General features: G+C 67.5%; 42 protein-coding genes. 41 read left to right on the top strand and 1 reads right to left on the bottom strand.

Annotated features, from left to right (window positions below; translation table 11 throughout):
- Position 1 precedes the first annotated feature (1 nt).
- On the bottom strand, positions 2-211 hold the full coding sequence (locus tag ACZ6TB_RS47400; RefSeq protein WP_465568023.1) for a hypothetical protein: 210 nt from the start codon (positions 209-211) through the stop codon (positions 2-4).
- A gap of 84 nt (positions 212-295) precedes the next feature.
- Between ACZ6TB_RS47400 and ACZ6TB_RS47395 the strand changes: the two genes are divergently transcribed.
- From ACZ6TB_RS47395 to ACZ6TB_RS47195, 41 genes are all read left to right on the top strand, one after another.
- Positions 296-496 carry a hypothetical protein gene (locus ACZ6TB_RS47395; RefSeq protein ID WP_465568022.1) on the top strand — a complete coding sequence of 67 codons (201 nt, stop codon included), beginning with the start codon at positions 296-298 and terminating at the stop codon, positions 494-496.
- Between the two features lie 3 nt (positions 497-499).
- A complete protein-coding gene (locus tag ACZ6TB_RS47390) occupies positions 500-757 on the top strand; it encodes a hypothetical protein (protein WP_465568019.1) in 258 nt (85 codons plus the stop codon).
- Positions 754-1,059 carry a hypothetical protein gene (locus ACZ6TB_RS47385; protein ID WP_465568017.1) on the top strand — a complete coding sequence of 102 codons (306 nt, stop codon included), beginning with the start codon at positions 754-756 and terminating at the stop codon, positions 1,057-1,059. The genes ACZ6TB_RS47390 and ACZ6TB_RS47385 overlap by 4 nt, the downstream gene beginning before the upstream one ends.
- The gene (locus ACZ6TB_RS47380; protein WP_465568014.1) at positions 1,056-1,352 is read left to right on the top strand and encodes a hypothetical protein; all 297 of its coding nucleotides are present in this window, start codon (positions 1,056-1,058) and stop codon (positions 1,350-1,352) included. Before ACZ6TB_RS47385 ends, ACZ6TB_RS47380 begins: the two co-directional genes overlap by 4 nt.
- On the top strand, positions 1,349-1,534 hold the full coding sequence (locus ACZ6TB_RS47375; protein WP_465568011.1) for a hypothetical protein: 186 nt from the start codon (positions 1,349-1,351) through the stop codon (positions 1,532-1,534). The genes ACZ6TB_RS47380 and ACZ6TB_RS47375 overlap by 4 nt, the downstream gene beginning before the upstream one ends.
- Positions 1,531-2,001 (top strand): hypothetical protein, encoded by a 471-nt coding sequence (locus ACZ6TB_RS47370; protein WP_465568008.1) that lies wholly within the window; start codon positions 1,531-1,533, stop codon positions 1,999-2,001. Before ACZ6TB_RS47375 ends, ACZ6TB_RS47370 begins: the two co-directional genes overlap by 4 nt.
- Positions 1,998-2,258, top strand: coding sequence for a hypothetical protein (locus ACZ6TB_RS47365; RefSeq protein WP_465568005.1), 261 nt, complete (start codon positions 1,998-2,000; stop codon positions 2,256-2,258). Before ACZ6TB_RS47370 ends, ACZ6TB_RS47365 begins: the two co-directional genes overlap by 4 nt.
- A complete protein-coding gene (locus ACZ6TB_RS47360) occupies positions 2,255-2,596 on the top strand; it encodes a hypothetical protein (protein ID WP_465568003.1) in 342 nt (113 codons plus the stop codon). Before ACZ6TB_RS47365 ends, ACZ6TB_RS47360 begins: the two co-directional genes overlap by 4 nt.
- Positions 2,593-2,901, top strand: coding sequence for a hypothetical protein (locus tag ACZ6TB_RS47355; protein ID WP_465568000.1), 309 nt, complete (start codon positions 2,593-2,595; stop codon positions 2,899-2,901). The genes ACZ6TB_RS47360 and ACZ6TB_RS47355 overlap by 4 nt, the downstream gene beginning before the upstream one ends.
- The gene (locus ACZ6TB_RS47350) at positions 2,898-3,254 is read left to right on the top strand and encodes a hypothetical protein (protein WP_465567997.1); all 357 of its coding nucleotides are present in this window, start codon (positions 2,898-2,900) and stop codon (positions 3,252-3,254) included. The genes ACZ6TB_RS47355 and ACZ6TB_RS47350 overlap by 4 nt, the downstream gene beginning before the upstream one ends.
- Positions 3,251-3,577 carry a hypothetical protein gene (locus ACZ6TB_RS47345; protein WP_465567995.1) on the top strand — a complete coding sequence of 109 codons (327 nt, stop codon included), beginning with the start codon at positions 3,251-3,253 and terminating at the stop codon, positions 3,575-3,577. Before ACZ6TB_RS47350 ends, ACZ6TB_RS47345 begins: the two co-directional genes overlap by 4 nt.
- Positions 3,574-3,918 (top strand): hypothetical protein, encoded by a 345-nt coding sequence (locus tag ACZ6TB_RS47340; protein ID WP_465567992.1) that lies wholly within the window; start codon positions 3,574-3,576, stop codon positions 3,916-3,918. The genes ACZ6TB_RS47345 and ACZ6TB_RS47340 overlap by 4 nt, the downstream gene beginning before the upstream one ends.
- Positions 3,919-3,968: 50 nt before the next feature.
- Positions 3,969-4,835 (top strand): helix-turn-helix domain-containing protein, encoded by an 867-nt coding sequence (locus ACZ6TB_RS47335; protein WP_465567989.1) that lies wholly within the window; start codon positions 3,969-3,971, stop codon positions 4,833-4,835.
- Positions 4,832-5,503 carry an ATP-binding protein gene (locus tag ACZ6TB_RS47330; protein ID WP_465567986.1) on the top strand — a complete coding sequence of 224 codons (672 nt, stop codon included), beginning with the start codon at positions 4,832-4,834 and terminating at the stop codon, positions 5,501-5,503. Before ACZ6TB_RS47335 ends, ACZ6TB_RS47330 begins: the two co-directional genes overlap by 4 nt.
- On the top strand, positions 5,500-6,843 hold the full coding sequence (locus ACZ6TB_RS47325) for a replicative DNA helicase (protein ID WP_465567984.1): 1,344 nt from the start codon (positions 5,500-5,502) through the stop codon (positions 6,841-6,843). Before ACZ6TB_RS47330 ends, ACZ6TB_RS47325 begins: the two co-directional genes overlap by 4 nt.
- 16 nt (positions 6,844-6,859) lie before the next feature.
- Complete coding sequence (locus ACZ6TB_RS47320) at positions 6,860-7,243, top strand: hypothetical protein (RefSeq protein ID WP_465567981.1); 384 nt, start codon at positions 6,860-6,862, stop codon at positions 7,241-7,243.
- Positions 7,244-7,318: 75 nt separating this feature from the next.
- Positions 7,319-8,251 carry a hypothetical protein gene (locus tag ACZ6TB_RS47315; RefSeq protein WP_465567979.1) on the top strand — a complete coding sequence of 311 codons (933 nt, stop codon included), beginning with the start codon at positions 7,319-7,321 and terminating at the stop codon, positions 8,249-8,251.
- A 73-nt stretch (positions 8,252-8,324) separates the two neighbouring features.
- Complete coding sequence (locus tag ACZ6TB_RS47310) at positions 8,325-8,543, top strand: hypothetical protein (protein WP_465567977.1); 219 nt, start codon at positions 8,325-8,327, stop codon at positions 8,541-8,543.
- Complete coding sequence (locus ACZ6TB_RS47305) at positions 8,540-8,734, top strand: hypothetical protein (RefSeq protein ID WP_465567974.1); 195 nt, start codon at positions 8,540-8,542, stop codon at positions 8,732-8,734. Before ACZ6TB_RS47310 ends, ACZ6TB_RS47305 begins: the two co-directional genes overlap by 4 nt.
- Positions 8,731-9,000 carry a hypothetical protein gene (locus ACZ6TB_RS47300; RefSeq protein WP_465567971.1) on the top strand — a complete coding sequence of 90 codons (270 nt, stop codon included), beginning with the start codon at positions 8,731-8,733 and terminating at the stop codon, positions 8,998-9,000. Before ACZ6TB_RS47305 ends, ACZ6TB_RS47300 begins: the two co-directional genes overlap by 4 nt.
- A complete protein-coding gene (locus ACZ6TB_RS47295) occupies positions 8,997-9,422 on the top strand; it encodes a helix-turn-helix domain-containing protein (protein WP_465567969.1) in 426 nt (141 codons plus the stop codon). Before ACZ6TB_RS47300 ends, ACZ6TB_RS47295 begins: the two co-directional genes overlap by 4 nt.
- Positions 9,422-9,667, top strand: coding sequence for a hypothetical protein (locus ACZ6TB_RS47290; RefSeq protein WP_465567966.1), 246 nt, complete (start codon positions 9,422-9,424; stop codon positions 9,665-9,667). Before ACZ6TB_RS47295 ends, ACZ6TB_RS47290 begins: the two co-directional genes overlap by 1 nt.
- On the top strand, positions 9,660-9,947 hold the full coding sequence (locus tag ACZ6TB_RS47285) for a hypothetical protein (RefSeq protein ID WP_465567963.1): 288 nt from the start codon (positions 9,660-9,662) through the stop codon (positions 9,945-9,947). Before ACZ6TB_RS47290 ends, ACZ6TB_RS47285 begins: the two co-directional genes overlap by 8 nt.
- Positions 9,944-10,198 (top strand): hypothetical protein, encoded by a 255-nt coding sequence (locus ACZ6TB_RS47280; RefSeq protein ID WP_465567960.1) that lies wholly within the window; start codon positions 9,944-9,946, stop codon positions 10,196-10,198. The genes ACZ6TB_RS47285 and ACZ6TB_RS47280 overlap by 4 nt, the downstream gene beginning before the upstream one ends.
- Positions 10,195-10,401, top strand: coding sequence for a hypothetical protein (locus tag ACZ6TB_RS47275; protein ID WP_465567957.1), 207 nt, complete (start codon positions 10,195-10,197; stop codon positions 10,399-10,401). The genes ACZ6TB_RS47280 and ACZ6TB_RS47275 overlap by 4 nt, the downstream gene beginning before the upstream one ends.
- A complete protein-coding gene (locus ACZ6TB_RS47270) occupies positions 10,398-10,658 on the top strand; it encodes a hypothetical protein (RefSeq protein ID WP_465567954.1) in 261 nt (86 codons plus the stop codon). Before ACZ6TB_RS47275 ends, ACZ6TB_RS47270 begins: the two co-directional genes overlap by 4 nt.
- Before the next feature lie 54 nt (positions 10,659-10,712).
- Positions 10,713-11,297, top strand: a complete 585-nt coding sequence (locus ACZ6TB_RS47265; RefSeq protein WP_465567951.1) for a hypothetical protein — start codon at positions 10,713-10,715, stop codon at positions 11,295-11,297.
- 153 nt (positions 11,298-11,450) lie between these two features.
- Positions 11,451-11,657 carry a hypothetical protein gene (locus ACZ6TB_RS47260; RefSeq protein ID WP_465567948.1) on the top strand — a complete coding sequence of 69 codons (207 nt, stop codon included), beginning with the start codon at positions 11,451-11,453 and terminating at the stop codon, positions 11,655-11,657.
- Positions 11,645-11,938 (top strand): DUF397 domain-containing protein, encoded by a 294-nt coding sequence (locus ACZ6TB_RS47255; RefSeq protein WP_465567945.1) that lies wholly within the window; start codon positions 11,645-11,647, stop codon positions 11,936-11,938. The genes ACZ6TB_RS47260 and ACZ6TB_RS47255 overlap by 13 nt, the downstream gene beginning before the upstream one ends.
- Positions 11,935-12,129 carry a hypothetical protein gene (locus tag ACZ6TB_RS47250; protein WP_465567943.1) on the top strand — a complete coding sequence of 65 codons (195 nt, stop codon included), beginning with the start codon at positions 11,935-11,937 and terminating at the stop codon, positions 12,127-12,129. Before ACZ6TB_RS47255 ends, ACZ6TB_RS47250 begins: the two co-directional genes overlap by 4 nt.
- A gap of 100 nt (positions 12,130-12,229) precedes the next feature.
- Positions 12,230-13,057, top strand: coding sequence for a hypothetical protein (locus tag ACZ6TB_RS47245; protein WP_465567940.1), 828 nt, complete (start codon positions 12,230-12,232; stop codon positions 13,055-13,057).
- Positions 13,054-13,275: a hypothetical protein gene (locus ACZ6TB_RS47240; protein ID WP_465567937.1), complete on the top strand. Its 222-nt coding sequence runs from the start codon at positions 13,054-13,056 to the stop codon at positions 13,273-13,275. The genes ACZ6TB_RS47245 and ACZ6TB_RS47240 overlap by 4 nt, the downstream gene beginning before the upstream one ends.
- The gene (locus tag ACZ6TB_RS47235) at positions 13,272-13,682 is read left to right on the top strand and encodes a MerR family transcriptional regulator (RefSeq protein WP_465567934.1); all 411 of its coding nucleotides are present in this window, start codon (positions 13,272-13,274) and stop codon (positions 13,680-13,682) included. Before ACZ6TB_RS47240 ends, ACZ6TB_RS47235 begins: the two co-directional genes overlap by 4 nt.
- 124 nt (positions 13,683-13,806) lie before the next feature.
- Positions 13,807-14,052: a hypothetical protein gene (locus tag ACZ6TB_RS47230; protein ID WP_465567932.1), complete on the top strand. Its 246-nt coding sequence runs from the start codon at positions 13,807-13,809 to the stop codon at positions 14,050-14,052.
- Positions 14,049-14,243: a hypothetical protein gene (locus tag ACZ6TB_RS47225; RefSeq protein ID WP_465567929.1), complete on the top strand. Its 195-nt coding sequence runs from the start codon at positions 14,049-14,051 to the stop codon at positions 14,241-14,243. The genes ACZ6TB_RS47230 and ACZ6TB_RS47225 overlap by 4 nt, the downstream gene beginning before the upstream one ends.
- On the top strand, positions 14,236-14,475 hold the full coding sequence (locus ACZ6TB_RS47220; RefSeq protein WP_465567926.1) for a hypothetical protein: 240 nt from the start codon (positions 14,236-14,238) through the stop codon (positions 14,473-14,475). Before ACZ6TB_RS47225 ends, ACZ6TB_RS47220 begins: the two co-directional genes overlap by 8 nt.
- Positions 14,476-14,490: 15 nt before the next feature.
- On the top strand, positions 14,491-16,071 hold the full coding sequence (locus ACZ6TB_RS47215) for a polysaccharide deacetylase family protein (protein WP_465567923.1): 1,581 nt from the start codon (positions 14,491-14,493) through the stop codon (positions 16,069-16,071).
- Between the two features lie 8 nt (positions 16,072-16,079).
- Complete coding sequence (locus tag ACZ6TB_RS47210) at positions 16,080-16,505, top strand: hypothetical protein (protein WP_465567921.1); 426 nt, start codon at positions 16,080-16,082, stop codon at positions 16,503-16,505.
- 176 nt (positions 16,506-16,681) lie between these two features.
- The gene (locus ACZ6TB_RS47205; RefSeq protein WP_465567919.1) at positions 16,682-17,311 is read left to right on the top strand and encodes a hypothetical protein; all 630 of its coding nucleotides are present in this window, start codon (positions 16,682-16,684) and stop codon (positions 17,309-17,311) included.
- A gap of 11 nt (positions 17,312-17,322) precedes the next feature.
- Positions 17,323-19,431, top strand: coding sequence for a hypothetical protein (locus tag ACZ6TB_RS47200; RefSeq protein ID WP_465567917.1), 2,109 nt, complete (start codon positions 17,323-17,325; stop codon positions 19,429-19,431).
- Between the two features lie 18 nt (positions 19,432-19,449).
- Positions 19,450-21,540, top strand: a complete 2,091-nt coding sequence (locus tag ACZ6TB_RS47195; protein WP_465567914.1) for a phage portal protein family protein — start codon at positions 19,450-19,452, stop codon at positions 21,538-21,540.
- Positions 21,541-21,559: the final 19 nt, after the last annotated feature.

The raw sequence follows: 21,559 nt of genomic DNA, 5'->3' as shown, positions 1-21,559 counted from the left end.
TTCAGTCGGCCGCTGCAGCTTCGTCGTTGGGCAGCGGGATGCCCTTTGCCTTGCAGACTTCGACGAGCCACGAGTAGGGCACGATCGCCGCTCGCGGTTCGTTTTTCTTCTCGTTCTTGATGATCGTCGGTTCGCCGTAGAAGTGCGCGGCGTCGATGCGCTGCCCGAGGGCCCGGCGCAGTTCCATGATCCCCATCGTCTTGATCCCCACGGTCGTAAGGTACCTGGCGTACGTTCCGTACGTATCGTACGCTATGAGCTCCTTGACCGGCTACGCCCATTCGGGAGGACATCCATGCCCAAGCACGCCGACGACGAACCCGTCGTCTTCCAGTACTCGGCTTCCAGCAACATCTCGTTCCGCGGTGAACGCGACAGCGGAATCACCTGGGGTGAGTGGCGCGAGATGAACGACCACGAGAAGGACCAGGCGATCGATGCGTTCCTCTTCGAGGACCTCGGCGTTTCGGTGGCCGAGAAGGACCCGGAGGACTGACCCATGCACGAGTTCCTGATCTGGTCCAACGAGCACCGCATGTGGTGGCGTGGCAACGAGAGCGGCTACACCGATGCCATCGAAGAGGCGGGCCGCTACCCGTACGACACCGCTAGCGGCATCGTCCTCAAGGCCTCCGTCGACGGAGCACTGCTCTACGACCGGACCAACCCGGTCACCGGCGAGCAGTACCGGCAGGCACCCGAGGTTCTGGTGCTTGCGCCTGAGTTCGTCGACATTGACGGGCAGGTGAAGAAATGACCGACACGACTTGGCCCCCGCCCTTCCGCCTGAGACCGACCGACGGTGAGCCGGAAGCCCTCGACACCGGCGAGGGTGCCCCCGACGACATTCACTGGTCGATCTCGTGGGGGTTCGCCCTCAACATCTGCCACGACGACCTCGAGGACCCAAACTCGCCGCTGACCGTCGAGGCGCACTTCTGCGACGCCGACCTGGCCCGCGGCTTCGCCAAAGCGCAAACCTCACCTGAGCAGCTCGAGCGGTTCGCGCTACTGCTCATGGCGAAGGCGGCACGAGTACGGCAGGCGGCAGATCGATGACCGTCGCTCTCACCGCCGCCGAGCGGGTCGAAGCCGACGCCCTGCTGGCCGATCTACGCAGCCGCGGCTACATCCAGCAAGGCCACCACAATGCCTTGGCCGCCGGCGTCCGCATCCGGCATCGCGGCCAGCGGTACCCCGAGGCGTACGAGAACGGAACCGGCGACGTAATCGCTGTGACGGCCCGCCATGAGCGGGACATCGAGCTGCTGGTCGCGTACGACGAGCCCCGGTTCGAGGGCATGTCGCGGCTGACGGTGCTCGCCGACTACCACGTGGAGGTCATCCGGTGACCGACCGCCCGATGATCCGCGTGACCGCCCGCGACCTCGAGCTCGGCGACGAGGGCGTCAAAGAATTGAAGGCCGGTCAGTTCGTGGTGGTGTGCGCCGAGCCCATGTACGTGGCTCACGAGCAGAGCCACCAGAACGGCACCGTCGTGGTCACCCTCAAGCGGCGGGAGGCGGCCCGATGACCCTCGATCTCGACGCCATTAAGAAGCGGCTTGACACGGCAACGCCCGGCCCCTGGAAGCTGATCACCGACTGGTGTGACTGCGGCGACGGATACGGCTGCTCGCACGGCGAGTTTCCGCACGCGCTTCGCCTGCCCAAGCACACAGCGAGTAACGCCAACCTAGCGTGCGATCTGGTGAACTCGCTCGACCACTATCGCCACGAGGCGTCCGACTTCGGCGACCTCTCCATGGACGACGCCGAGTTCATCGCGTCGGCGCGCATGGACATCCCAGCCATGATCGTTGAGATCGAGCGACTGCGCGAGCAGCTTGAGCGGCGAGCGCGCAACGAGGCTCGTCTGATGAACACCCTCGATGAGGTCGAACTGCTCGCGAAGGACACCGACGGCGGCGACATCGACAGTGACGTCAACATTCCCGTCGGTGAGATCCGGCGAGTGCTGGCCGAGGCGGGCATTCGATGACCGCCCGCGGCCCCATCAAGACGAAGCGGATCGACACGGTCAACGGGCTCGACCTTCACGAAACCACCGACGGGCAGGGCTCCCTGTTCGCCACCCGCCCCGGCCAGAACGACATCCTCGCCTCAGCGTGGGGGCCGGCCGCGGACGGTACTGGTGAATGGTTCGCGTCCCGCTGGCCACACAAGGCCGTCCGAGCAGCTGACCGGCAGGCGGCAATCAACTACATCACCACGGCGGCCGAGGCGGCGGCATCATGAGCGTGACGACCGCGGTCACCGCCCGCAAGCCTCACTACTGTTTCAGCTGCCAGTGGCGCGCCGCGACGGGCGAGACTCCAGTCATCGCGCCCGGCCACCGCCACCTGCGGCAGGTGGCGTTCCCCGGCGACCCAGGACACGAGGAAGGAACTAAGCCAGCCGTCCTGCGTCAATGCGTCGCATGTGCTGTCGAGGTCGACGACGCGGCACACCTCGACGCCGGCGCTTGCGGCACGTTCTGCCACGGCGTCACCCCTTGCGCGCTGCCGTTCGAGAAGGGCGCACCGGGTCATGAACACCAGTGCCGGGAGTGCGTTTTGCTGGCGGTGGTCTCGTGACCGAGAACGTCCAGCCGATCGAGAACATCGAGGACATCCCCGCCGAACTGCGGCTGGTCTTCGTCAAAGCAGTCCAGGCCGCCCGGCACGTGCAGGACATCCAGATCAAGAACCTGCACGCCAAGATGATCGACGCCACCCGGCGTGGCTACGACCTCGCGGTCCGGACCCTGGCAGACGACACCCTGTACATGCAGTGGTGGGAGTCGCTGCACGGCGACAAAGACGGGCCGGCCCGTGAGCATTACGTCCGCTATCTGATGGACACCGCGCCGGGCGGACCTTTCTGGAAGGTGCCGTCATGACTCAGCCCTATCCCGCCGAGGCGCTCGCCGATGCCACCCGAATCGTTGGCGGCCCCACCTACCTGGTCTGGTCGAACAAACAGAACGCCTGGTGGGGTCCGACCCGCCGCCGCTACACCCAGAACGTGTGGGATGCCGGCTGGTACACGCTCGAGGACGCCGAACTGGCCTGCCAGATGCGCACCTGGGAGCCGGGCAAACCGCCGCCCGAGGTGGCCGTGCAGGCACCGGAGAGCGGCCGGGAACACCTGACTATCGACGAGATCAAAGGGGTGGAACAGTTCACCCGGCGGCTCGCCGAGGAACTCACCCGGAAGGCGATGCTCGACCGGCGGCGGGAGGCTGCCCGATGACCGGCCGCTGGCCGGACCCGGTCCGTGACCCGCTGCCCGTCGGGCTGCTCACCGAGCAGGACATCGACGACGCCCTCGCGCTCACGATCCAGCACCTGCACGAGCCTGAGGACCTAGCGTTCAACCCGGTCGTGTTCGGGCTACTCGGTGCCGCCCGGTCGGCGCTGATCGAGTGCGCCGAAGCCCTGCGAATGGAAACCCAGGCGCTCCACGGCGGCCTCGGTTTCAGCGAACGGTTCGTCGACAGCCGCGTGTCGGAGGCGGTCACCGCCCGCAGGGTGGCCCGCAAGGTGATCGACGACCTGAGGCGGTGGCTGCCATGAGCGTCGGCACCCTGATTCCCGGCGAGCATCACGGCCTCGACCTGTTCGAACACCCCGGGCAGCGGATCAACGCATACCGGGGGACGGACTGGGTGGGCTACATCTTCCCCAAGGGTGCCGTGCTGACCGGCGAGGACGGCTGGGTTGGCCTGCGCCCGGGCGAGGGCGTCCGCAGCTTCGACACCCGCCACGCCGCCCTCGCCTACCTGCTGGGCGGCTGTCCGGAATGCGTCTGCAACCCGTTCCTGTGCGAGCACGACGACTCGGGCGATTCGTGTTTGGACTGCATGGCGTGCCAGCACGGCTGCCCCGAAGACCTTTGTGATATGCGGCAAAGCTAGCGCCAGAAATAGCAATCCGCCGCCCAGTATTAGAACGGAGTGGAGATCGAGTGTCGGTCGAAGTATTGACCTGGGTGTTCGGCCACTCCCGTTCCAAGAATGGCGAGCGGCTCGTGATGCTCGCCGTCGCCGACGCCTGCAACTCCGCCGACGGCACGGGCGCATGGCTGTCGAACGCCGCCCTGTCCGCCAAGACCAACTTGTCGGAGCGCGCGGTGCAGGAGTCGGTGAAGCGGTGCGAACTGCTCGGCGAGTTGAAGGTTGAGCGCAATGCCGGCCGCGGGGGCGTGAACCGGTTCGCCGTGGTCATGGCCGAAAAGGTGCAGATTCTGCACCCCGCAGATTCTGCGGGGTTTCTCGGGTTGGCCGAAAACTCAGAAGCGCAGGTCAGTGAGGAAAAAGGTGCAGATTCTGCGGGGGGTAGTCACGCGTCAGGGGGTGCAGAATCTGCCCCCGGAACCGTAAGTACTAAGAGTTCTTCTACGAAGAACTCTGGTAAAACCTCGACAACGAAACGGGCCAAGAAGCCGGAGCCCCACCGCGACGACGTCGAGCGCGTCTGCAACTTCCTCGCCGAGTGGCGCGTGAAGCTCGGCTGCAAACGCCCAACGATCACCGAAGAGTGGCGAGCGCAGGCCCGGCTGATGATTGATTCCGACGGCCGCAATCTCGACGACATCAAAGAACTCATTTCCTGGTCGCAGCGCAGCACCTTCTGGCGGCCGAACATCCAGTCCATTCCGAAGTTCCGCAAACAATTCGACGCCCTGCGTCTCCAAAAGGACGGCGAAGAAAAGCGCAAGAGTGAACCTGGCTACAACGGCGGCGGCTACACCAGCAACCGCCAGCCGGGCGGCTACCACCGCATCACCGACTCACGATCCTCGGACCACGACTACAAGGAGCCCATCCTGTGAGCCCCTTCAACATCCGCACTGATGACATCGGCGACTTCGCCAGACAGATGCTCGACCGCAAAGGCATCGATCCTGACGCCGCCCCGGCCAGCGACTACACCATTGCTGACCACCTGACCGACAGCTACAACACCAAACTCGCGATGCTCACCCCGGCGATCTTCCGGACGGGTGAAGTCACCGACCGGCGCGTCCACGACTGGATCGCCCGCTACCTCGAGAACCCCGCGTCAGCACCGAACCTGCTTCTCACCGGCCCCGTCGGCTCGGGCAAAACCCACAACGCGTTCGCCGCGCTGCGAACCATCGTCCACGCCGTCGCCCGCCGCTCCGAGCGCATGACGTTCTCCAAGGTCAGTCACGCCGATTTCAACCAGGCCATGCGCCCCACCCCCGACGACGCCCACCTGACGGCTCTCGACGACTACCAGACCGTCGACCTGCTGCTGTTCGACGACCTCGGCGCCGGCCAAGTCACCGCCTGGGCCGAGGACACCCTGTTCCGGCTGGTCGACACCCGCTGGTCTGAACAGCGCCCCATGATTCTCACCTCGAACCTCGACGCAAAGGCGATGCGGGCAACGGTTGACGAGCGGGTTCGTTCCCGGCTCTCCAGCGCGGTCCAGGTCGACCTCGACGACCACGACTATCGCCGCAGCACACGATGACCGCGGACATCCCCGAGACGTCGACAGTGCTCTTCGACCACGGCGCCGAGCAGGTGGTGCTGGGCATGATGCTGCTGGACGGGCAACTGATCGCCGAGGCTGAAGCCATCGTGTCGCAGGCCGCGTTCCACAAGCCTGCCCACCACGTGCTGTTCGGCATCCTGACCGAGATGCGACAGTCCGGCCGACCGACTGACCCCTACTCGGTGCTCGCCTTCCTCGCTGAGCGCGGCCTGATCGCGAAGATTCCTAAGAACGGCATGTACGTGCACACGCTGATCGAGACAGCCCAAGTCGGCGGGTCCATCGGTCACTTTGCTCGCATCGTCGCCGATCGGGCGTTGCTGCGCGACCTGGACCTGAAGCTTTCGACGGTCCGGGCGCAGATCCGCGCCGGCGGGGATCGGACCACCGGCGACCTGGTGGAGGATGCCCGCACTGCGGTGTCCGACTTGGCCGGCCGGGCCACCGGCGAGGCTGAGATGTGGTCGTACTGGCCGGACCTACTCGAGCCCGGCTTCGACCGGTTCGAGCACGCAGTTGAGACCGATGAGCCGCCCGGAATCCCCACCGGGATCCCGGAGCTGGACGACGCGATCCACGGCCTGCAGCTCGGCCGGTTGATCGTTGTCGCCGGTCCTCCTGGCTCTGGGAAATCGACGCTCGGAGCCGGGAACTTCCCGCGGTCAGCGGCCTTCGCGCACCAGGTGCCCACCGCGGTGATCTCGATGGAGATGCCGGTGATGGAGCTGTTCAACCGGCTTGCCTGCGCCGAAGCGGGTATCTCTGCGCAGGCAGCGGTGCGCGGTGAGCTCTACGACGGGGACTGGCGGAAGCTTGCCGACATGGCCAGGCGAACCGAGAACGCCCCGCTGTACATCTCCGACGTGAAGGGCCAGACGTTCGCTGATATCCGTGTCCGGGTCCGGCGACTGCACCGCGACAAGGGCATCCGGCTGCTGATCGTTGACTATCTCGCCTTGATCCGGATCATGTCGAACGCTCCGCGGCATCAGCAGATCGACGAGTTGGTGAAGCAGTTCAAGGACTTGGCAGGGGAGCTCAATATCGCGGTGGTGCTGCTGGCGCAAACGAACCAGAACAGCGTTCATCGCAGCGACAAAGCCCCGCAGCTGACCGACTTGAAGGAGTCGGGCGGTGTGGCAGCCCACGCCGACGTGGTGATCTTCGTGCACCGCCCGGAGATGTACGAGCAGGGTAAACGCGTCGGCGAGGCCGATCTGTGCGTCCGCAAATCCCGCAACAGCGCCACCCCCGACATTCCAGTGGCCGCGCAGCTGCACCTCAACCGCTTCCGATCGTTCGCGATCGGCGCCTGACCCCCGAGAGGCCCCCATGGAACTGATTGACTGGACCTGCGACACCTGCCACGAGAAGACGAACGGGTCGGGTGCCATCCACATCCCGTATGCCGAGATCAGCCGCGCCGAGATGGACCGGCGGTCGTGGGCTGACCGGGCGGGCAGCGAAAACTTCATGCGCTGGGATCCGACGGATGCCCTCGCCCAGCCGCAGCTCGCCCACTGGAAGGTGGAGTGCAGCGACTGCGCCGGCACCTGCGCGGGCTCGTACTGGATCGACCTGGGTCAGGCGCGCACGGAGGCCGCTCTGCAGCGTTGGACCGAGCACCTGGCCGCGAAGACGTGGTTCACGGCGACGAACTGGGCGGCGGTCGTGGATTCGGTGGGGCGGACTCAGCCGATCCGCAGTATTGCGTGACTTCCTGGCGGGAGCGGAACGCCGGTAACGCTCCGCTCCCCCACCCATCCTGCATCACCAACCGGAAGGAGCGACATGAAGCGGAACTGGAAGCCCGTCGACTACGACTGGGAAGCTGTCCGCGAGACCGTGACGGAGATCCGCAAAGGTCTCGCGATCGAGCGGACCAAGTTCCGCAAAGTGCCCCACGTCGGCGAACTCATCGCATGGGCCGACCGCAAGGCGTACCGGGTCGTCGCCGTCGAGGAACGGGAGCAGGCCAATTGGCACGACCAGACGGTCAAGGCGTGGGAAGAGGCCGGCCGGCCGGATCCGTACTCGTGGGAGGGCCGGGAACGCGCCGTTCGGCTTCAGCCGACGAACGACCCGAAGGCGCGAGCTCGCGGGTACGGAATTTTCCCGTGGGCGTCGAACGACCGGTGGTGGCCACTGCGAGAGCAGTGCCCGGTCTGCCAGGAATGCGGCCTGATCTGGCCCTGCCCGTGCGACGAGCGCAACCATCAGGCGGCAGCCGCCATGAAGGAGTTCAACCGACTGGCCGGCATCCTGCCTGGCTGCTGCTGGGCATGCGGAGAACCCGTCACCGGGCGGCACCGCTCCATCGTATTTGAGGGCGAGAACCTGCTGATGCCCGGCGCGACACCTGCGGTGTTCCACACTTCCCACTCGCGCAAGGCGGAGGACTCCAGTCTGCGCGGCTCATGCCGAGCCCAGGCGGAGGCTTACGAGCAGCGCTGGGTTGCCGCTGCACCACGCCGAGCGGTCCGCCTCCGCTGCGACGGGCTGCTGTACCGCCACATCGATTCCAGCGAGTGCACGCGTGGAGACGACTGTCCGGGCGTTGACGCCTCGCACAAGGACTTCGGGCACTGCACGTCGCGGATGACGACCTGGAGCACTGAAGGCGGGTACGCCGAGCAGCCGGGCCCGACCACGAACTGCGGGACGCGCGGTTGTCGAGGACCGAAGGCTTCGGCAAGCGCGGAGATCAAGCCCGATGCTGTCTGATTTGGCGGGGACCTGCCTGATCAAAGCAAGCAGGTCCCCGCACTCATCCTGCACTACAAATCGAAGGAGACGCATGACCGTCGACCGCGGCGCTATCGCCGAGGCCCGCGCGAAGTTCATCGACGCCCGACTCAACCTTGCCGACGCCATCCGCGAGGCATGCCCAGCCGGCCACTCGCACACTTACGTGCAGCATCGCGATCGACAGCCTGACTGGTGTGAGGCCTGCGGGTACGCCGAGGACGGAACGCTCGTTCAGGCCCGCCCCGCTGCCAAAACGGAGACGGCGTGAGCACCGCCGACCCGCTGACCATCAGCAACGAGCTGCGTGCCCTCAAAGCGAAGCTGGCCGCCACTAAGGCCGTGCTTGCCGAACGGGAGCGCGAGCTGCGGGAGCTGAAGGGCTACTGCTCGACGATGGCGTGCCGCCTGCACTACGCACACAGCGGGCCGTGCGCCATCCCCGCTGAGGAGGACGCGTGAGTACCCAACCCGATCTCGTCAACGTTCGCGGCGTCGTCTACAGGCTGCTGAACCGGTCGAACCTGCCGATCTCGAAGCCGAACTGGAAGTACATCCGCCAGTCCGTGCCGCCCGACGCTACGCCTGGCCAGCGGTCGAAGTGGCCGTACGCCTACACCGTCCGCCGCCGCCTACCCACCCATGAGGTGATCGACGAGGCAGCCGCGCGCGAGGTGATCGACGCCAGCATGGTCCGCTGGCGCGCAGCTCTTGGGGAGGGCGCGTGAGCACCTACCGTCCTGGCGGCCATTGGCGCCGCACGATTGTCCGTGTCGGCGTCGAACCTGCGGATGAGCAGGGCCGCCGGCCGGACGATGAGCTGGTCGGGGTGATGGACGACCCGCAGCTGGCCGAGCGGGTCTGCCGGTTGCTCAACGGTGGGCCGCCGGTCGCCCCTGACCCAGAGACTGGATTGGTCGAGTTGGTCGGTGTGGTAGCCGGCGACTACGAGAAGGCTTTGGCGCTTCTGTCAGCGCGGCGGGAGTCGCAGGGTCTCTCGCAGCGGGCGATGGCGCGGGCATCCGGCAACTCGCAGCCGACGGTTCACCGCTGGCTGAACGGCCAGCACGAGATGCCCGCTGCCCGGTTGTTCGCGTTGGCCCGGGCCGTCGGATACGACGTGGCGTTTGTTCCGCGGGCGGACGCCTGATGACCGACCCGCTTGGCCTGAGCCCGACTCAGCGTGCCTGGTCGAACGTGTACGCGGTGTTCCGGCGCCGACCGATGTGGTGGCCCCAGGGAGTCGACATCCGGGCCGACGAGGACGGCCCGTGCCTCAACTGCGGGCCAACACAGCACGCGCCGGACTGCACGGCGCTGCTGGCGAAGACGCTGCACGAGGTAGACCTGCGGCTTGACTTGGCACTCATCTCCCGCGAGGACACCAATGCCTGATCGCGGATACACCTCGACGGGCCGCATCACCCCGGCGACGGCACCCAAGCTGCCAACTGGCCCGGCCGAGCCGCGGTTGACCACCTACGAGGAGTGGCGGGTCACGGGCATCGACGAGGACGGCGACCCGATCGGTGTCACCTTCCACCACGACGAGCACGAGCCCGAGGACGGCGCGCGCACGTTCGTCGCCTGGGCCGAACTGCAGGACTGGAGCGTCGGCCCGCACCTGCACAAGCGGACCGTGACCGTCACCGACTGGGAGTCGATCGAGCCATGAAGATCAAGTGCATCTGGTGCGGCAAGCCCAACCGCACCGCATCCGACTGGGAGCAGGAGCGGCTGAAGGGCGACGGCGACTGGGCCCGCCTGTGTGTCAGATGCGCCAACCGGCGGCTCGACAATCCGTGGAGTGCCCTGCTTCACATGCGCAAGGTGGACCTTCCCGACCCCGACGCCCACTGTCCCCGATGCATCCGGCTGGCGGCTGAGGCATCCACCGTCACCGACTGGCAGGAGGCCGAGGCGTGATCATTGAGATCACAGACGACGGGCACGGCGCCTGGAACCTCACCGCCAAGAGCGACAAGGACGCCTGGCCGCCGATGTACATGGCGCACGGACGGTCGGCGTGGGCGATCCGGGCGCTCATCACCGGCATCCTCGGTGACTTCGACGCCGAACCGGCCGAGCTGGTGCAGCGCGCCGACGAGCACACGGAGGTGTGCCGGTGATCGAGGACGTGATCGGCCTGCACGACGGCCGGATCCTGATCACGCACGGCGCCGGCGACTGCGCCGACGAGGTGTGCTGCATCCACAACCCGTCCGGGCATTACATGCTCGCCTGGCCCCAGAACTGGCGCTCCGACCGGCGGCTCATGGAGCGGATCTGCCCCCATGGCGTTGGCCACCCCGACCCGGATGACCTGTCGGTGCGCCGTGACCGCAGTGCGGGAGTGCATGGTTGCTGCGGATGTTGCCGTGGCTGAGGTCTGGCCGACGGTGATGGTGACCGGCCACCGACTCGCGCAGAACCGCGCGCGATGGCGCTGACCGAGGAGTTCGTTCTCGCCGGAACCGGGTCGCGCAGCCTCCGCGTCGCCGAGCGCTCTGTCCAAGTGGATGCGATGCGGCGGTGCACTAACCGGGCCGCCCGCCGACAGCAGCAGTATGGTGACCGGCTGATCGTGATGTCGGGCATGGCCGAGGGCTGGGATGAACTGGTTGCCCGGACCGCGCTCAAACTCGGGGCGGCGTTGTGGTGCGTGATCCCGAACCGGGGCTACAGCCACCATTACTGGGGCCGGGCGTCGCTGTTGGGCCGGGACCGTCGCGGCGAGTTCGCCGAGATCGTCGACCAGGCGTGCCGGGTCACGTATGTCATGGAGGAGGTTCACGGCACGTCGGAGCTCATGTACAGGGGCTTGCACGCGAATTTCTGGCGGAACCTGTTCATCGTTGGGCTGGCCGACGACTTCGCGGTGTGGAATCCGGAGTCGAGAGGCACCGCCCATTGCGTCCGCGAGATCAAGAAGGCGGGCAAGTGGCGCGACGACATGGCGATCGGCCCGGCCTCGGCGACTTCACAGATGGGCATTCCCGGTCTGATTTCGGGCATCACGCGGTGAACTACAAGCATGTACTTCCGCCGCAGATCTTGCCGTTGACCTGCGGCAACGTCACGATCGAATGGTCGGGGATGCCCGAGCCTGGCGGAAGCCATGGGCCTCTGAAGGTCACGCCCACCCGCCGGCCGGGCCTCCCCTGGCAACAATCACCTGATGTTCCCGACGCCGACCGCGCCCGAGATGCGCCGCTGCCGCCGCTGCCGGAAACCGGCGCGGGCCGACCGCATGGTGCAGGGCTTCGGACGGGACTGCGCGACCCGGCTCGGACTGGTCGGCGACACAACGGACACGAGGCAGTCCGGCCCAGACTTGTTCGACGCTGCGGACGAGTTCGACGCCTGCGACGGATGGGATCGGTAAACCCGCCTCAGCGCGTCCAGGAGCGCCCGAACGGGTGTGGAACGTGCGCGGGCCAGGGTCAGCCTGTTACAAACGCTCCTGTGACCCCTGAACAGCCCGCCTGGCGCCGGTCCTCCCGCTGCGGGTCGTCCGCCTGCGTCGAAGTCGCCCCCACCGCCCACGGTGTGCTGATGCGCGACTCGAAGAACCCCGACCAGATGCCGCTCGAGTTCAGCCGGGATGCATGGACGACGTTCATCGGCGGGGTTCGCGCCGGCGACTTCGACACGAGGCAGTCATGAGCGGCAGCAGCCCGCCCGTACCGGATCATCCGGGCATCCTGCTGGGGATCTCACCGGAGACAGCCCAGGCCATCCGCATCTCCCTCGCCGATGCCGGAGCAGCGATCCGCAGGTTCGGCGCGGTCATCGCGGAGCAGCAGCAGGTCCGGCATCGGATCCTCACCGAGCGCCTCAAACCCGACCCGAGGTAGCGACGCCGAACCCCCCAGCCCGGCGCCGCCACACCACCCAGGTCCACACCAAGGTCGCCAAGCACGGTACCCCGCAACCTGCGCAAAGGGCGATCAACCGATGGTGGACACGACACGGCCAGAACCCGGAACCTGCATCAACGGCACCCAGTGCAGAGCCGCCGACCCGACCACACGGCGCGGCTACCTCACAACCGATCCGCTCTGCGTCGCCTGCCTCACCGCCGCCGAACGCGACGTCCGGAATCTCGTCTACGACTTCCTCGACCTCGCCCAACTCCACGAAACGTCCCTGTCGCAGGCGGTCTCCGAGAAGACCTCCGGCGGCGACCCCGAATCCCCCACCCTCCTCGCCGACCACATCCAAGCGTTGCAGGCCGAAATCGTGCACGTCACCGCCACCTGGGAGTACGAGCTCCGCGTCGCCGGCCGGCTGCACGACCCGCGCACGTTCGCGCCGCTGTGGAAACGCGCCCTGTACGACCACATCGAGCTCACCAGCGGCGCCCGGCAGACCCGGCCCGCCCGCCACGGTCACCTCGTCCAACGCGCCGTCGGGATCATCGCCGCCCGGCTGCCCCGCCTCGCCCTGCTCCCGGCCACCCTTGTCTGCCCCGCCGGTGTCGAGGACGAGCCGGTCGAACTCGAAGGCTGGGAAGCCGTCCACCACCTGCAGCAGCTCCACCAGCGTGCCCGCGCGGCACTCGGCCGCACCACCCGCCGGTTCTGGCTCACCGGAGACTGCTGGACATGCCCGGCCCGGCACGCTCACGGCGTGGATGGGCCGTTGTGGCGCAGCGAACCCCGCCGGCACGAAGACCCGATGGAAGTGCACTGCTCCGCCTGCGGGGCGACCCGGCCCTATCCGGACTACGAGCAGTACATGGTCAAGCTCGACTGGCCCGAATTGGAGACGGTGAACGCATGAACCAGCGACGAGGCATCTACCGCGTCGACGAAGAGCAACTTGCCCGGCTGCTGAACCTGCCAGATGGCCAGCACGTCACAGCACTGTCGATCGGCTTCGAAACCACTTCCATCCTGGTCATGGTCGAAGGCGAAGACCTGCCCGAAGTGGCGCCCGGCTGTTACCCACCAGTCGTAGGGACTTTGGACGGGCCATTCGAGACACCCGTGCACGCATGAACCCTGACCGGGACCGGCAGGACCGGCGCAACCCGTGGCCCAACCCGATCGACACGCCACTCGATCGGGCCCGCCGGATCGCCGGCATGTACCGGGCTCGGCTCCGCACCCTCAACCCCGACGCCTGCGACGACTGCGACGCCACCGCCGTCGGGTTCGGCGAAACCTGGATGCTGGAGAAACCCGACCTTGTCGAACCCGACCGGGAACTGACCACCGCGGAAGCCGCCGAGCTCGCGCAGGTGCACCCCGACACCATCCGGCAGTGGGCGTGCCTCAAACACCCCGACGGCTCCGGCATGATGCTCCTACCCCGCTTCGGGTGGCGCGGCCGGCAACGCACCTACATCGCCGCGAAAGTCCTCGAAGCGGCGGCGATCGCGAAGCGTGGGCAACTCGCCAGGTAGCAGTAGTTGCGCGCTGCTTGTGATCGTGTCACAGTTCTGCGCGAGACCAGTGTCTCCACGGCCCGCCTGAACCCTTCGGTTCGGCGGGCTTTTCGCGTATCCGGGCACCGATCCGGAGGCACGCATGCGCCGGAGAGTGTGGTTCCACCGGGCGCGCGCCATCCTGTGGGCGATCGTGGGCGTGATCTCCTTCCCGCTCGGCTGGGCCGACAGTGTCGTCCTCGTGTGGATAGCCAGCCTGTACGCCAACATCGCCACCGACTGGGGAAACGGCGAGGCCGCTGACGACCGCGAGGTGTGCGACCGGCTCGACCGGATCGAAGCCCAACTCGCCGCCCTCCTCGAGCACCATCGGAGGGATCAGGCGTGAACGAGCCGCTGCCGTTCTCCCTGGATTGGCTCGCCGAAGCGGCCCGTACGCGCAAACCCGTCGCCGCCTGCCCCGACGGCCACCTCGTCGTCCGCGGCAACACCCACTGGCAGCCGCTGCGGTTCACCCCCGACCTGCGCGCCATCATCTGCGAACCCGTCGACCACCCCGACAAGAGCGTCGATGAGTGAACAGCAGATCGGCCCCATCCTCGACGGGCTCGGCGTCACCATTGACCTCACCGACGGCGACCTCATCGAATCCGCCCTGGTCATCGCCAAGGTCGTGACCGCAGAAGGCGCGACCACGGTCGCCCTGTGCGACTCGGCCGGGATGGACTGGCTGCACCAGCTCGGCCTGGTCGCCGCAGCCTCGCAGATCGTCAACGACCGGCCCTTCGAACATCCGGATGACTGTCGCTGACCAGGGGGTATGCGCGTGGCCCGGCTCCTCGGCCCTGATCTGGCCCGGCGCACCGTCACCCAAACCGTCGCCGGCAGCACATACGAGTTCTCCGGCCGGCGCGCGACCGCCTACCTCGACGCGAACCTCACCCAGCTCGCCGACATCGCCGCCTACGACCCGGCCCAGCCGACCGCCGTTGGGGCAAGCATCTCGAGCTCTCAGGTGACCGTCGGCTCCGACAGCCGGCTTCCGCAAGTCTGGTTCCCCGACAATGTCGACACCGTGTACTTCAAGGTTGACGGGCTGGCCACCGGGTGGCAGGCGACCGCCGACCTCGACTCCCGGCTCGACACGTCCGACACCGCCGCGCAGGGCATGAACGCCACCCAGATGCGGCTGCCCCGGTTCCTGCCCGGCACGATCGTGTCGCAGCTGCAGTCGGGGCACGGCTGGCTCGGCTCCACCGGGTTCGCCGCCAACGACACCACCGACTTCGTGGTCGGCTCCCAATCCGCGAAGATCGTCACCCCGGGTGATGGTGGCACGTACAAGATGGAAAAGACCGGGCTGAGCCTCGACACGACAGGCAAACAACTCCGCCTCCGCCTCAAAATCGAGGGCCTCGCCCGGATCAACACATGGCGGTTTTTGGCCGGCAACGACACCGGCTACGCCGCGAGCTACAGCTGGGATCTCGCCCTCGCCGGCGAAGGCAGCACCGCCTACTTCGTCGACGGCGAATGGGTGACGATCACCTTGAATTTCGCGTCGGCGACCACCGCCGGCACACCGACCCGCACCGGCATCGTCGCCGTGAAAGTCAACACCCGCGACGACAACACCGGCACTGGCGTGACCGCCCACATCCAATCCGTCGAACTGATCCCCGAGCCGGCCACCACGTTCCCCAACGGTGTCGTCAGCATCGGCTTCGACGACAACTGGGACTCCGTCTGGACATTGGCCAAGCCGAAACTCGACGCCGCCGGGATCCGCGCCTCCATCTACTCCATCGACGACCTCGTCGGGCAGCCCAACCGGCTCACCCTCGCGCAGATGCTGACCCTGCAAGAGCAAGGCTGGGAGATCGCCGCCCACTCGAAAACCCTGGCCAACCACACCGCCACGTTCCCCGGCCTCACCGAGACCGCGGTGGACACCGACATGCGCACCCAGGTCGCGGCGATGCGCGGCAACGGATTCCGGGTCCGCGGCACCGCCTACCCGCAAGGCGCCTACGGCACCACCCTGGGCGGCGGCTCCACCCACACCCCCACCCGCCGCTATTTCGCCTACGCGCGGACCGTCTATCGGCGCACCGTCGAAACGTTCCCGCCGGCCGACCTGCTGCGCATGCGCGCCCAATCCGGGATCTCCACGTTCACCAACGGGTATGCCCCGTCGCTGCTGACCACCACCACGACCGGGGACATCGACCGGGCGAAAACCAACAAGGCGTGGCTCCAGCTGGTGTTCCACCGCATCGTCACCTCCGGCCCCGCGGCGACCACGGAAATCCTGCAATCGGACTTCAACACGATCATCGACAAGATCGTGTCGTCGGGCATTGCGTGCCTGCCCACGGCCGACGTCCTCAGCTACGACGCCCCATAGGAGGCGCGATGCTGACCGACCCGCGGCGCCCCCTGCGCAACACCGTCCGCCGCTGGCTCGGCGTCGACCACCTCCACGACGATCTTCAACGACAGGAGCAGCACATGAGCGACATCACCGACGCCCTCAACGCCCTCGCCGCCCAGGTGAACGGGGTGTCCGCCGCGCAGGCGACCAGCTTCCACAACCTGCAGACCGCCATCGACGAGCTCAAGGCCGGGAAGCTGACCGCCGAGCAGCAGGAGATCGTCGGCCGGATCGAGTCGTCGCTGACGAAGCTGGGCGAGGACGCGCAGGCCGCCGACGACGGCTACGAGCCGGCCGAGCCCGAGCAGCCTGCCGAGCCCACCCCGGACACGGACGAGGACGGCGATGTTCTGCCGGACACCGACGTGCCGCCGGCCGACAGCGACGAGACCGCCCGCAACCGCTGACATGAACGTGCGGCCCGCTGTTGGTTCGACTCCCGGCGGGCCGCGCCGCTGACGCACAGTCACACAGATTCGAGAGCGGTTCGCGTTCTCGGCTTGAAACGCCTCCAATAAAGATCAAACTTAGCCGGATTCGCGGGGTCGACACCCAGCCAGACCGCTGGGCGGAGGCGCCGACCATGACACAGCGTGACCCATCGCCCGTTCATGACAGCAGCAAATGCGGCGGAAAGCGACGCGGCCCCGACAGCGAAGGCAAGCTCTGCACACGGCCAGCAGGCTGGGGCACCGACCACGCAGGCACCGGACGATGCAAACTCCACGGCGGCAGCACACCCAGCCACGTCGCCGCTGGCAGGGTCGCCAAGGCTCTGACTGCCGTTGCCACCTTCGGCCTCCCCCGCGAGGTCGACCCCCGCGACGCTCTTCTAGAGGAGGTCTACCGCTCGGCTGGCGCTGTCGACTGGCTTCGCGAGCAGGTCCAGACCCTTACCGCCGACCAAGTCATCTGGGGCAAGGCCGAAGAGGTCGAGAAGCAGGCCGGGGAGTTCCCCGGCGTCGACACCACGCATAAGGCCGCGGTGCACGTCTGGGTCGAGCTCTACCACCGCGAGCGCAAACACCTCGTCGACGTGTCCAAGGCAGCGATCGCGGCAGGAATCGAGGAACGCCGGGTCCGGCTTGCCGAGCAGCAAGGCGCCCTCCTGGCCGGCGTCATCAAAAGCATCCTCGGGGAACTCGACCTTTCCCCCGAGCAGCAGTCCCGCGTCAGTGAAGTCGTGCCGCGGCATCTGCGGGCAGTCGCCTGACGGAGGTCACCATGACCGCGTCAGCTTTCGCCCCGTCGGCGAGCGCATTCGAGATGGCGGCTCGCGAGTTCGAGCCGCCGCCGGTTGCCCGATACCTGCATGACCCTGTCGGCTGGTGTCAGAACCGGCTCGGTGAGCATCTATGGAGCAAGCAGCGCCAGATCGCAGAGTCGGTGCGTGACAACCGCCGGACTGCGGTGAAGAGTTGCCACAATGCCGGCAAGAGTTGGATCGCGTCGCGGATCGCGTCGTGGTGGATCGACTCGCATCCGCCTGGGCAAGCATTCGTGGCGTCGACGGCGCCCACCTATTCGCAGGTCCACGCGATTCTCTGGGAAGAGGTCAGAGCCGCAGCCCGAAAAGCTGCAGCACTCAACGACCCGCTCCCCGGCAGGGTGTTGCAGTCCGATGAGTGGAAGCTCGACAACGGCATCCTGACCGGCTACGGCCGTAAACCGGCCGACAGCGACGAGCACGGCTTCCAGGGCATCCACCGCCGCTATGTGCTGGTGATCCTCGACGAGGCGTGCGGCATCCCGGCGCAGTTGTGGACGGCCGTTGAGGCGATCACCACGAACGCCGACTGCCGGATCCTCGCCATCGGCAACCCGGACGACCCGTCGACCGAGTTCGCGTCCGTGTGCAAGCCCGGCTCCGGCTGGAACGTGATCCGTATCAGCGGGCTCGAGACTCCGAACTTCACGGCCGACCAGGTCGACGAGCATCCCCATCTGCGGGCGCTGTTCGGTGAGCTCGGGTTGACACCGACCGCCGAACAGGTGCCTGAGGCGCTGCGCCCGCTGATGCTTGACCCTGGCTGGGTCGCCGACAAAATCAAGCGGTGGGGCCCAGAGTCCCCGCGGTTTATCTCGAAGGTGCTCGGCGAGTTTCCGGAGATCGGCAACGATGTACTGATCCCGCCGTCGCTGATCCAGGCCGCGCAGCAACGATCCCTCGACGCTGCCGGTCAGAGCGTTCTCGGTGTCGATGTGGCCCGCTACGGCATGGACCGCACCGTCATCTACCTTCGCCGCGGCCCCGTTATCCGGCTGTACGGCGAATACGCCAAGCAGGCCACCACCGAGACCACCGGCCGTGTCATCGAGGCTTCCCGAACCACGGGGTCGACGGAGATCCGCGTAGACGGTGTGGGCGTCGGCGGTGGTGTCGTCGACCAGCTCACCGAGCAGGGCTTCGGAGCCCTCGACATGCAGGCAGGCGGGAAAGCGCAGGACCCCGAACGGTTCGTGAACGCCCGCTCGGAGTGGGCGTGGGCGATGCGAGAGCGCCTCGAATCTGGCGACGTCGACATCGATCCCGCCGACGAGGACCTCGCCGCACAGTTGGGGGCGTTCAAGTACCGGTACAACTCGCGCGGGCAGATCGTCATCGAGTCGAAAGACGAGATGCGCAAGCGCGGCCTTCCCTCGCCGGATCACGCGGATGCGGCGATCCTCACCGCCATCACCCCCGCCGGCGCGGATCTGTTCCGGCGGCTGGCGTGGCGGCATTGGACGTTCGACGACAGCCAGATCAGCATGGCCGGGCGTTCGTGGTCGCTGACCGACTCGTGGGTGTTCTTCACCTCCCACCTGCCCGTCGGTGACGACGCTGTGGGCGAGTTCAACGTGGTCGCCGCGTGGGCGCGCACCATCGACGGTTCGCTGGCCCTGCTGGACCGGGCGCGTTGGAAGGTGGGCGAGGGTGACCTCGCCGACCGGGTGCGCCCATTAGCGGAACGCTGGTCGCCGGACACCATGTTCGTTCCGCGCAAACAGCGCACCGAACCGGTCGTCGCCGCCCTGTTCCAGGTGGTGGCGACAACACCGCTCGAGGTAGAGCCGGACCGGATGTCCCGAGCCTTCCCGGCATCCGCGCTCCAGGCGGCCGGGAAAGTGTGGCTACCAACTGCCCCGTGGGCCGAGTCGGCGAAGTCGGAGTTCTTGGCGTTTCCGCACACCCGCCAGCCGGGGATGGTGGAGACACTCGGCCAGGCGGCGCGGGTGGTGTCCACGCAGTTTGCGCCACCGCCGATCCCTAACGCCCCCTCTTACGGGCGTGCCACCGACTACGACCCGCTCGGCGGTCAGGCAGTCGACCTCGACAACATGGCGTTCTGATCCTGCTGGGAGGTCGCCGTGGCCGCCCTGCCCACCACTGTCCGCGGCGCGGTCACCGAGTTTTACGGCACCGGCACCGACCTGTACTCGGGCCTCATGTGGGACGCGCTCGAGCAGGTCCCAGAGTTGCAGCCCGGCCAGCAGGCGATTTTGGCGTACAGCCAGATGGCCAAAGACCCCACGCTGGCGGCTGTGATCAGCTCGTACGGGCTGCAGATCCGGCGGGCGTCGTGGGCAGTGGACGGCACCGGCTGCCGGCCCGAAGTCGCCCAGCAGATCGCCGACGACCTGGGCCTGCCGATCCTCGGCGTGGACAAGCCGACCGCGGCCAGGGTGCGCGGCGTGTCCTGGTGGGAGCACCTGCGGGCTGCCCTGCTCAGCCTCGTGTACGGGCATTACGGGTTCGAACTGCAGGCCGAAATGGTCGACGGGAAAGCCCGACTGTTGGGCCTGTGGGACCGGGCGCCGTGGACGATCGACCTGATCCACGCCGACCCGAAGACCGGCGAATTCCTCGGCGTCTCCCAGTCCGGGATGCTCTCCACCTCCGGCAGGCCGCAGATCGGCGCGGACCGGATGGCCTGGTACACGCATGAGCGGGTCGGCGCGAACTGGGCCGGTACCGGCCTGCTGCGCCCCGCCTACGGGGTGCACACGTTCAAACGTGAGGTCATGCGGCACACGGCGATTGCGCACCGCCGCTTCTCCATGGGCGTGCCCACCGTCGAGTGGGCGCCCGGCTCCAACCCGACCGCCGGGCAGGTCGCTGCCGCCCAGCAGGCCGCCTCTGCCGCCCGGGTCGGCGAAATGGCCGGCCTGTCGCTGCCGCCGGGGGCGTCGCTGAAACTGGTGGGGCTCTCCGGCGGGGTGCCCGACAACATCGCGTTCCTGCGCTGGCTCGACAGCCAGATGTCGCGGTTCGCGTTGATGCCGCACATCGAACTCGGGCAGAACACGTCGGGCGGTTCGCGGGCTCTCGGCGAATCGTTCATCGACTCGTGGACGCTCGCGTTGGGTGCGATCGGATCCGAGATCAGCGACCAGGCGACCCGGCAGATCTGCGCCCGGATCGTCGAATGGAACTGGGGCCTCGACGAACCGGTGCCAACGATCCGGGTCAACGGGATTGGCGAGCAGCGGGAAGTCACCGCCGAAGCCCTGCAAACTCTGCTCGCTGCGGGCGCGTTGGATGCGTCACCGGAGCTGAAGTCGTGGGTGGCCCGCGAGTGGCGGCTACCCGAACCCGAGCCGGACGCCGCGCCGAAACTGCCGGCCAGTGAGCCGCCGGTACCTGTCGAACCTGACGGGCAGACGCAGGTTGCTGCCGCCGCCCGCCCGCGGTCCCGGCGGAAGCGCACCCCGAGCCAGCCGGGTCTGTTCGGTGATGACGAGGCGGACGCGGGCCGCATCCAGCAGCAGTGGCAGGCGGCGAAGGCGCGGCTGTTGAAGCGGTGGCCAAAACTCGCGGCGCCAATGGTCGACGAGCTCGCCGGGCAGGCCGAAGCGGCTCTCCAGGCCGGTGACCTTGCCGCGTTGGGCTCGCTCGCCTCGTCGGCTGGTGTTGTTTCTGCGCTGGCTGTCCCCCTCGCCAAGTCCGGTACTGATTTGGCGGCTGAGGCGGCGGCGGGTGTCGTGGAGGAAGCCGCCACGCAGTCGGTCATCATCACCGCACCGGACGGCCCGGGCGCGGACCGGGTGCGGCAGCACGCCGGCGCGGTCGCCCACATCATCGCCTCCGGTTACGCGTCGGGGGCCGCGAAGACGGCGTTGCAACTGTCCGGCGCTGATCCGGCCGAGGTGCGCGCCGAAGTCGAACGGCACCTGACCGATCTCGGCCAATCCACTAACGGGCTGGTCGGCGAGAACATCAGCCAGTTGCTGTCGGCGGCCCAGTTCACCGGCCGGCTGGCAGTCCTTGAGCAGCGTCCTGCGGCCAGCTACACAGCTGTGGAACGAAACGACAAAGCGCGGTGTAAGCCCTGCTCGCAGATCGCAAATACCGAGTTCGGGACGCTCCCGGAAGCCCTGGCCGCATATCCCGGCGGCGGGGCCATGAAGCGGTGCGAAGGCCGAGGTCGCTGCCGCGGCTACATCCGACCGAACTGGTGACTCGCCCAAGCTCGACCTC

This window comes from Actinoplanes sp. NPDC051537, assembly GCF_055586105.1.
The sequence above is the reverse complement of the archived record's forward strand: the minus strand, read 5'-3'. Positions and strand labels throughout refer to the sequence as shown.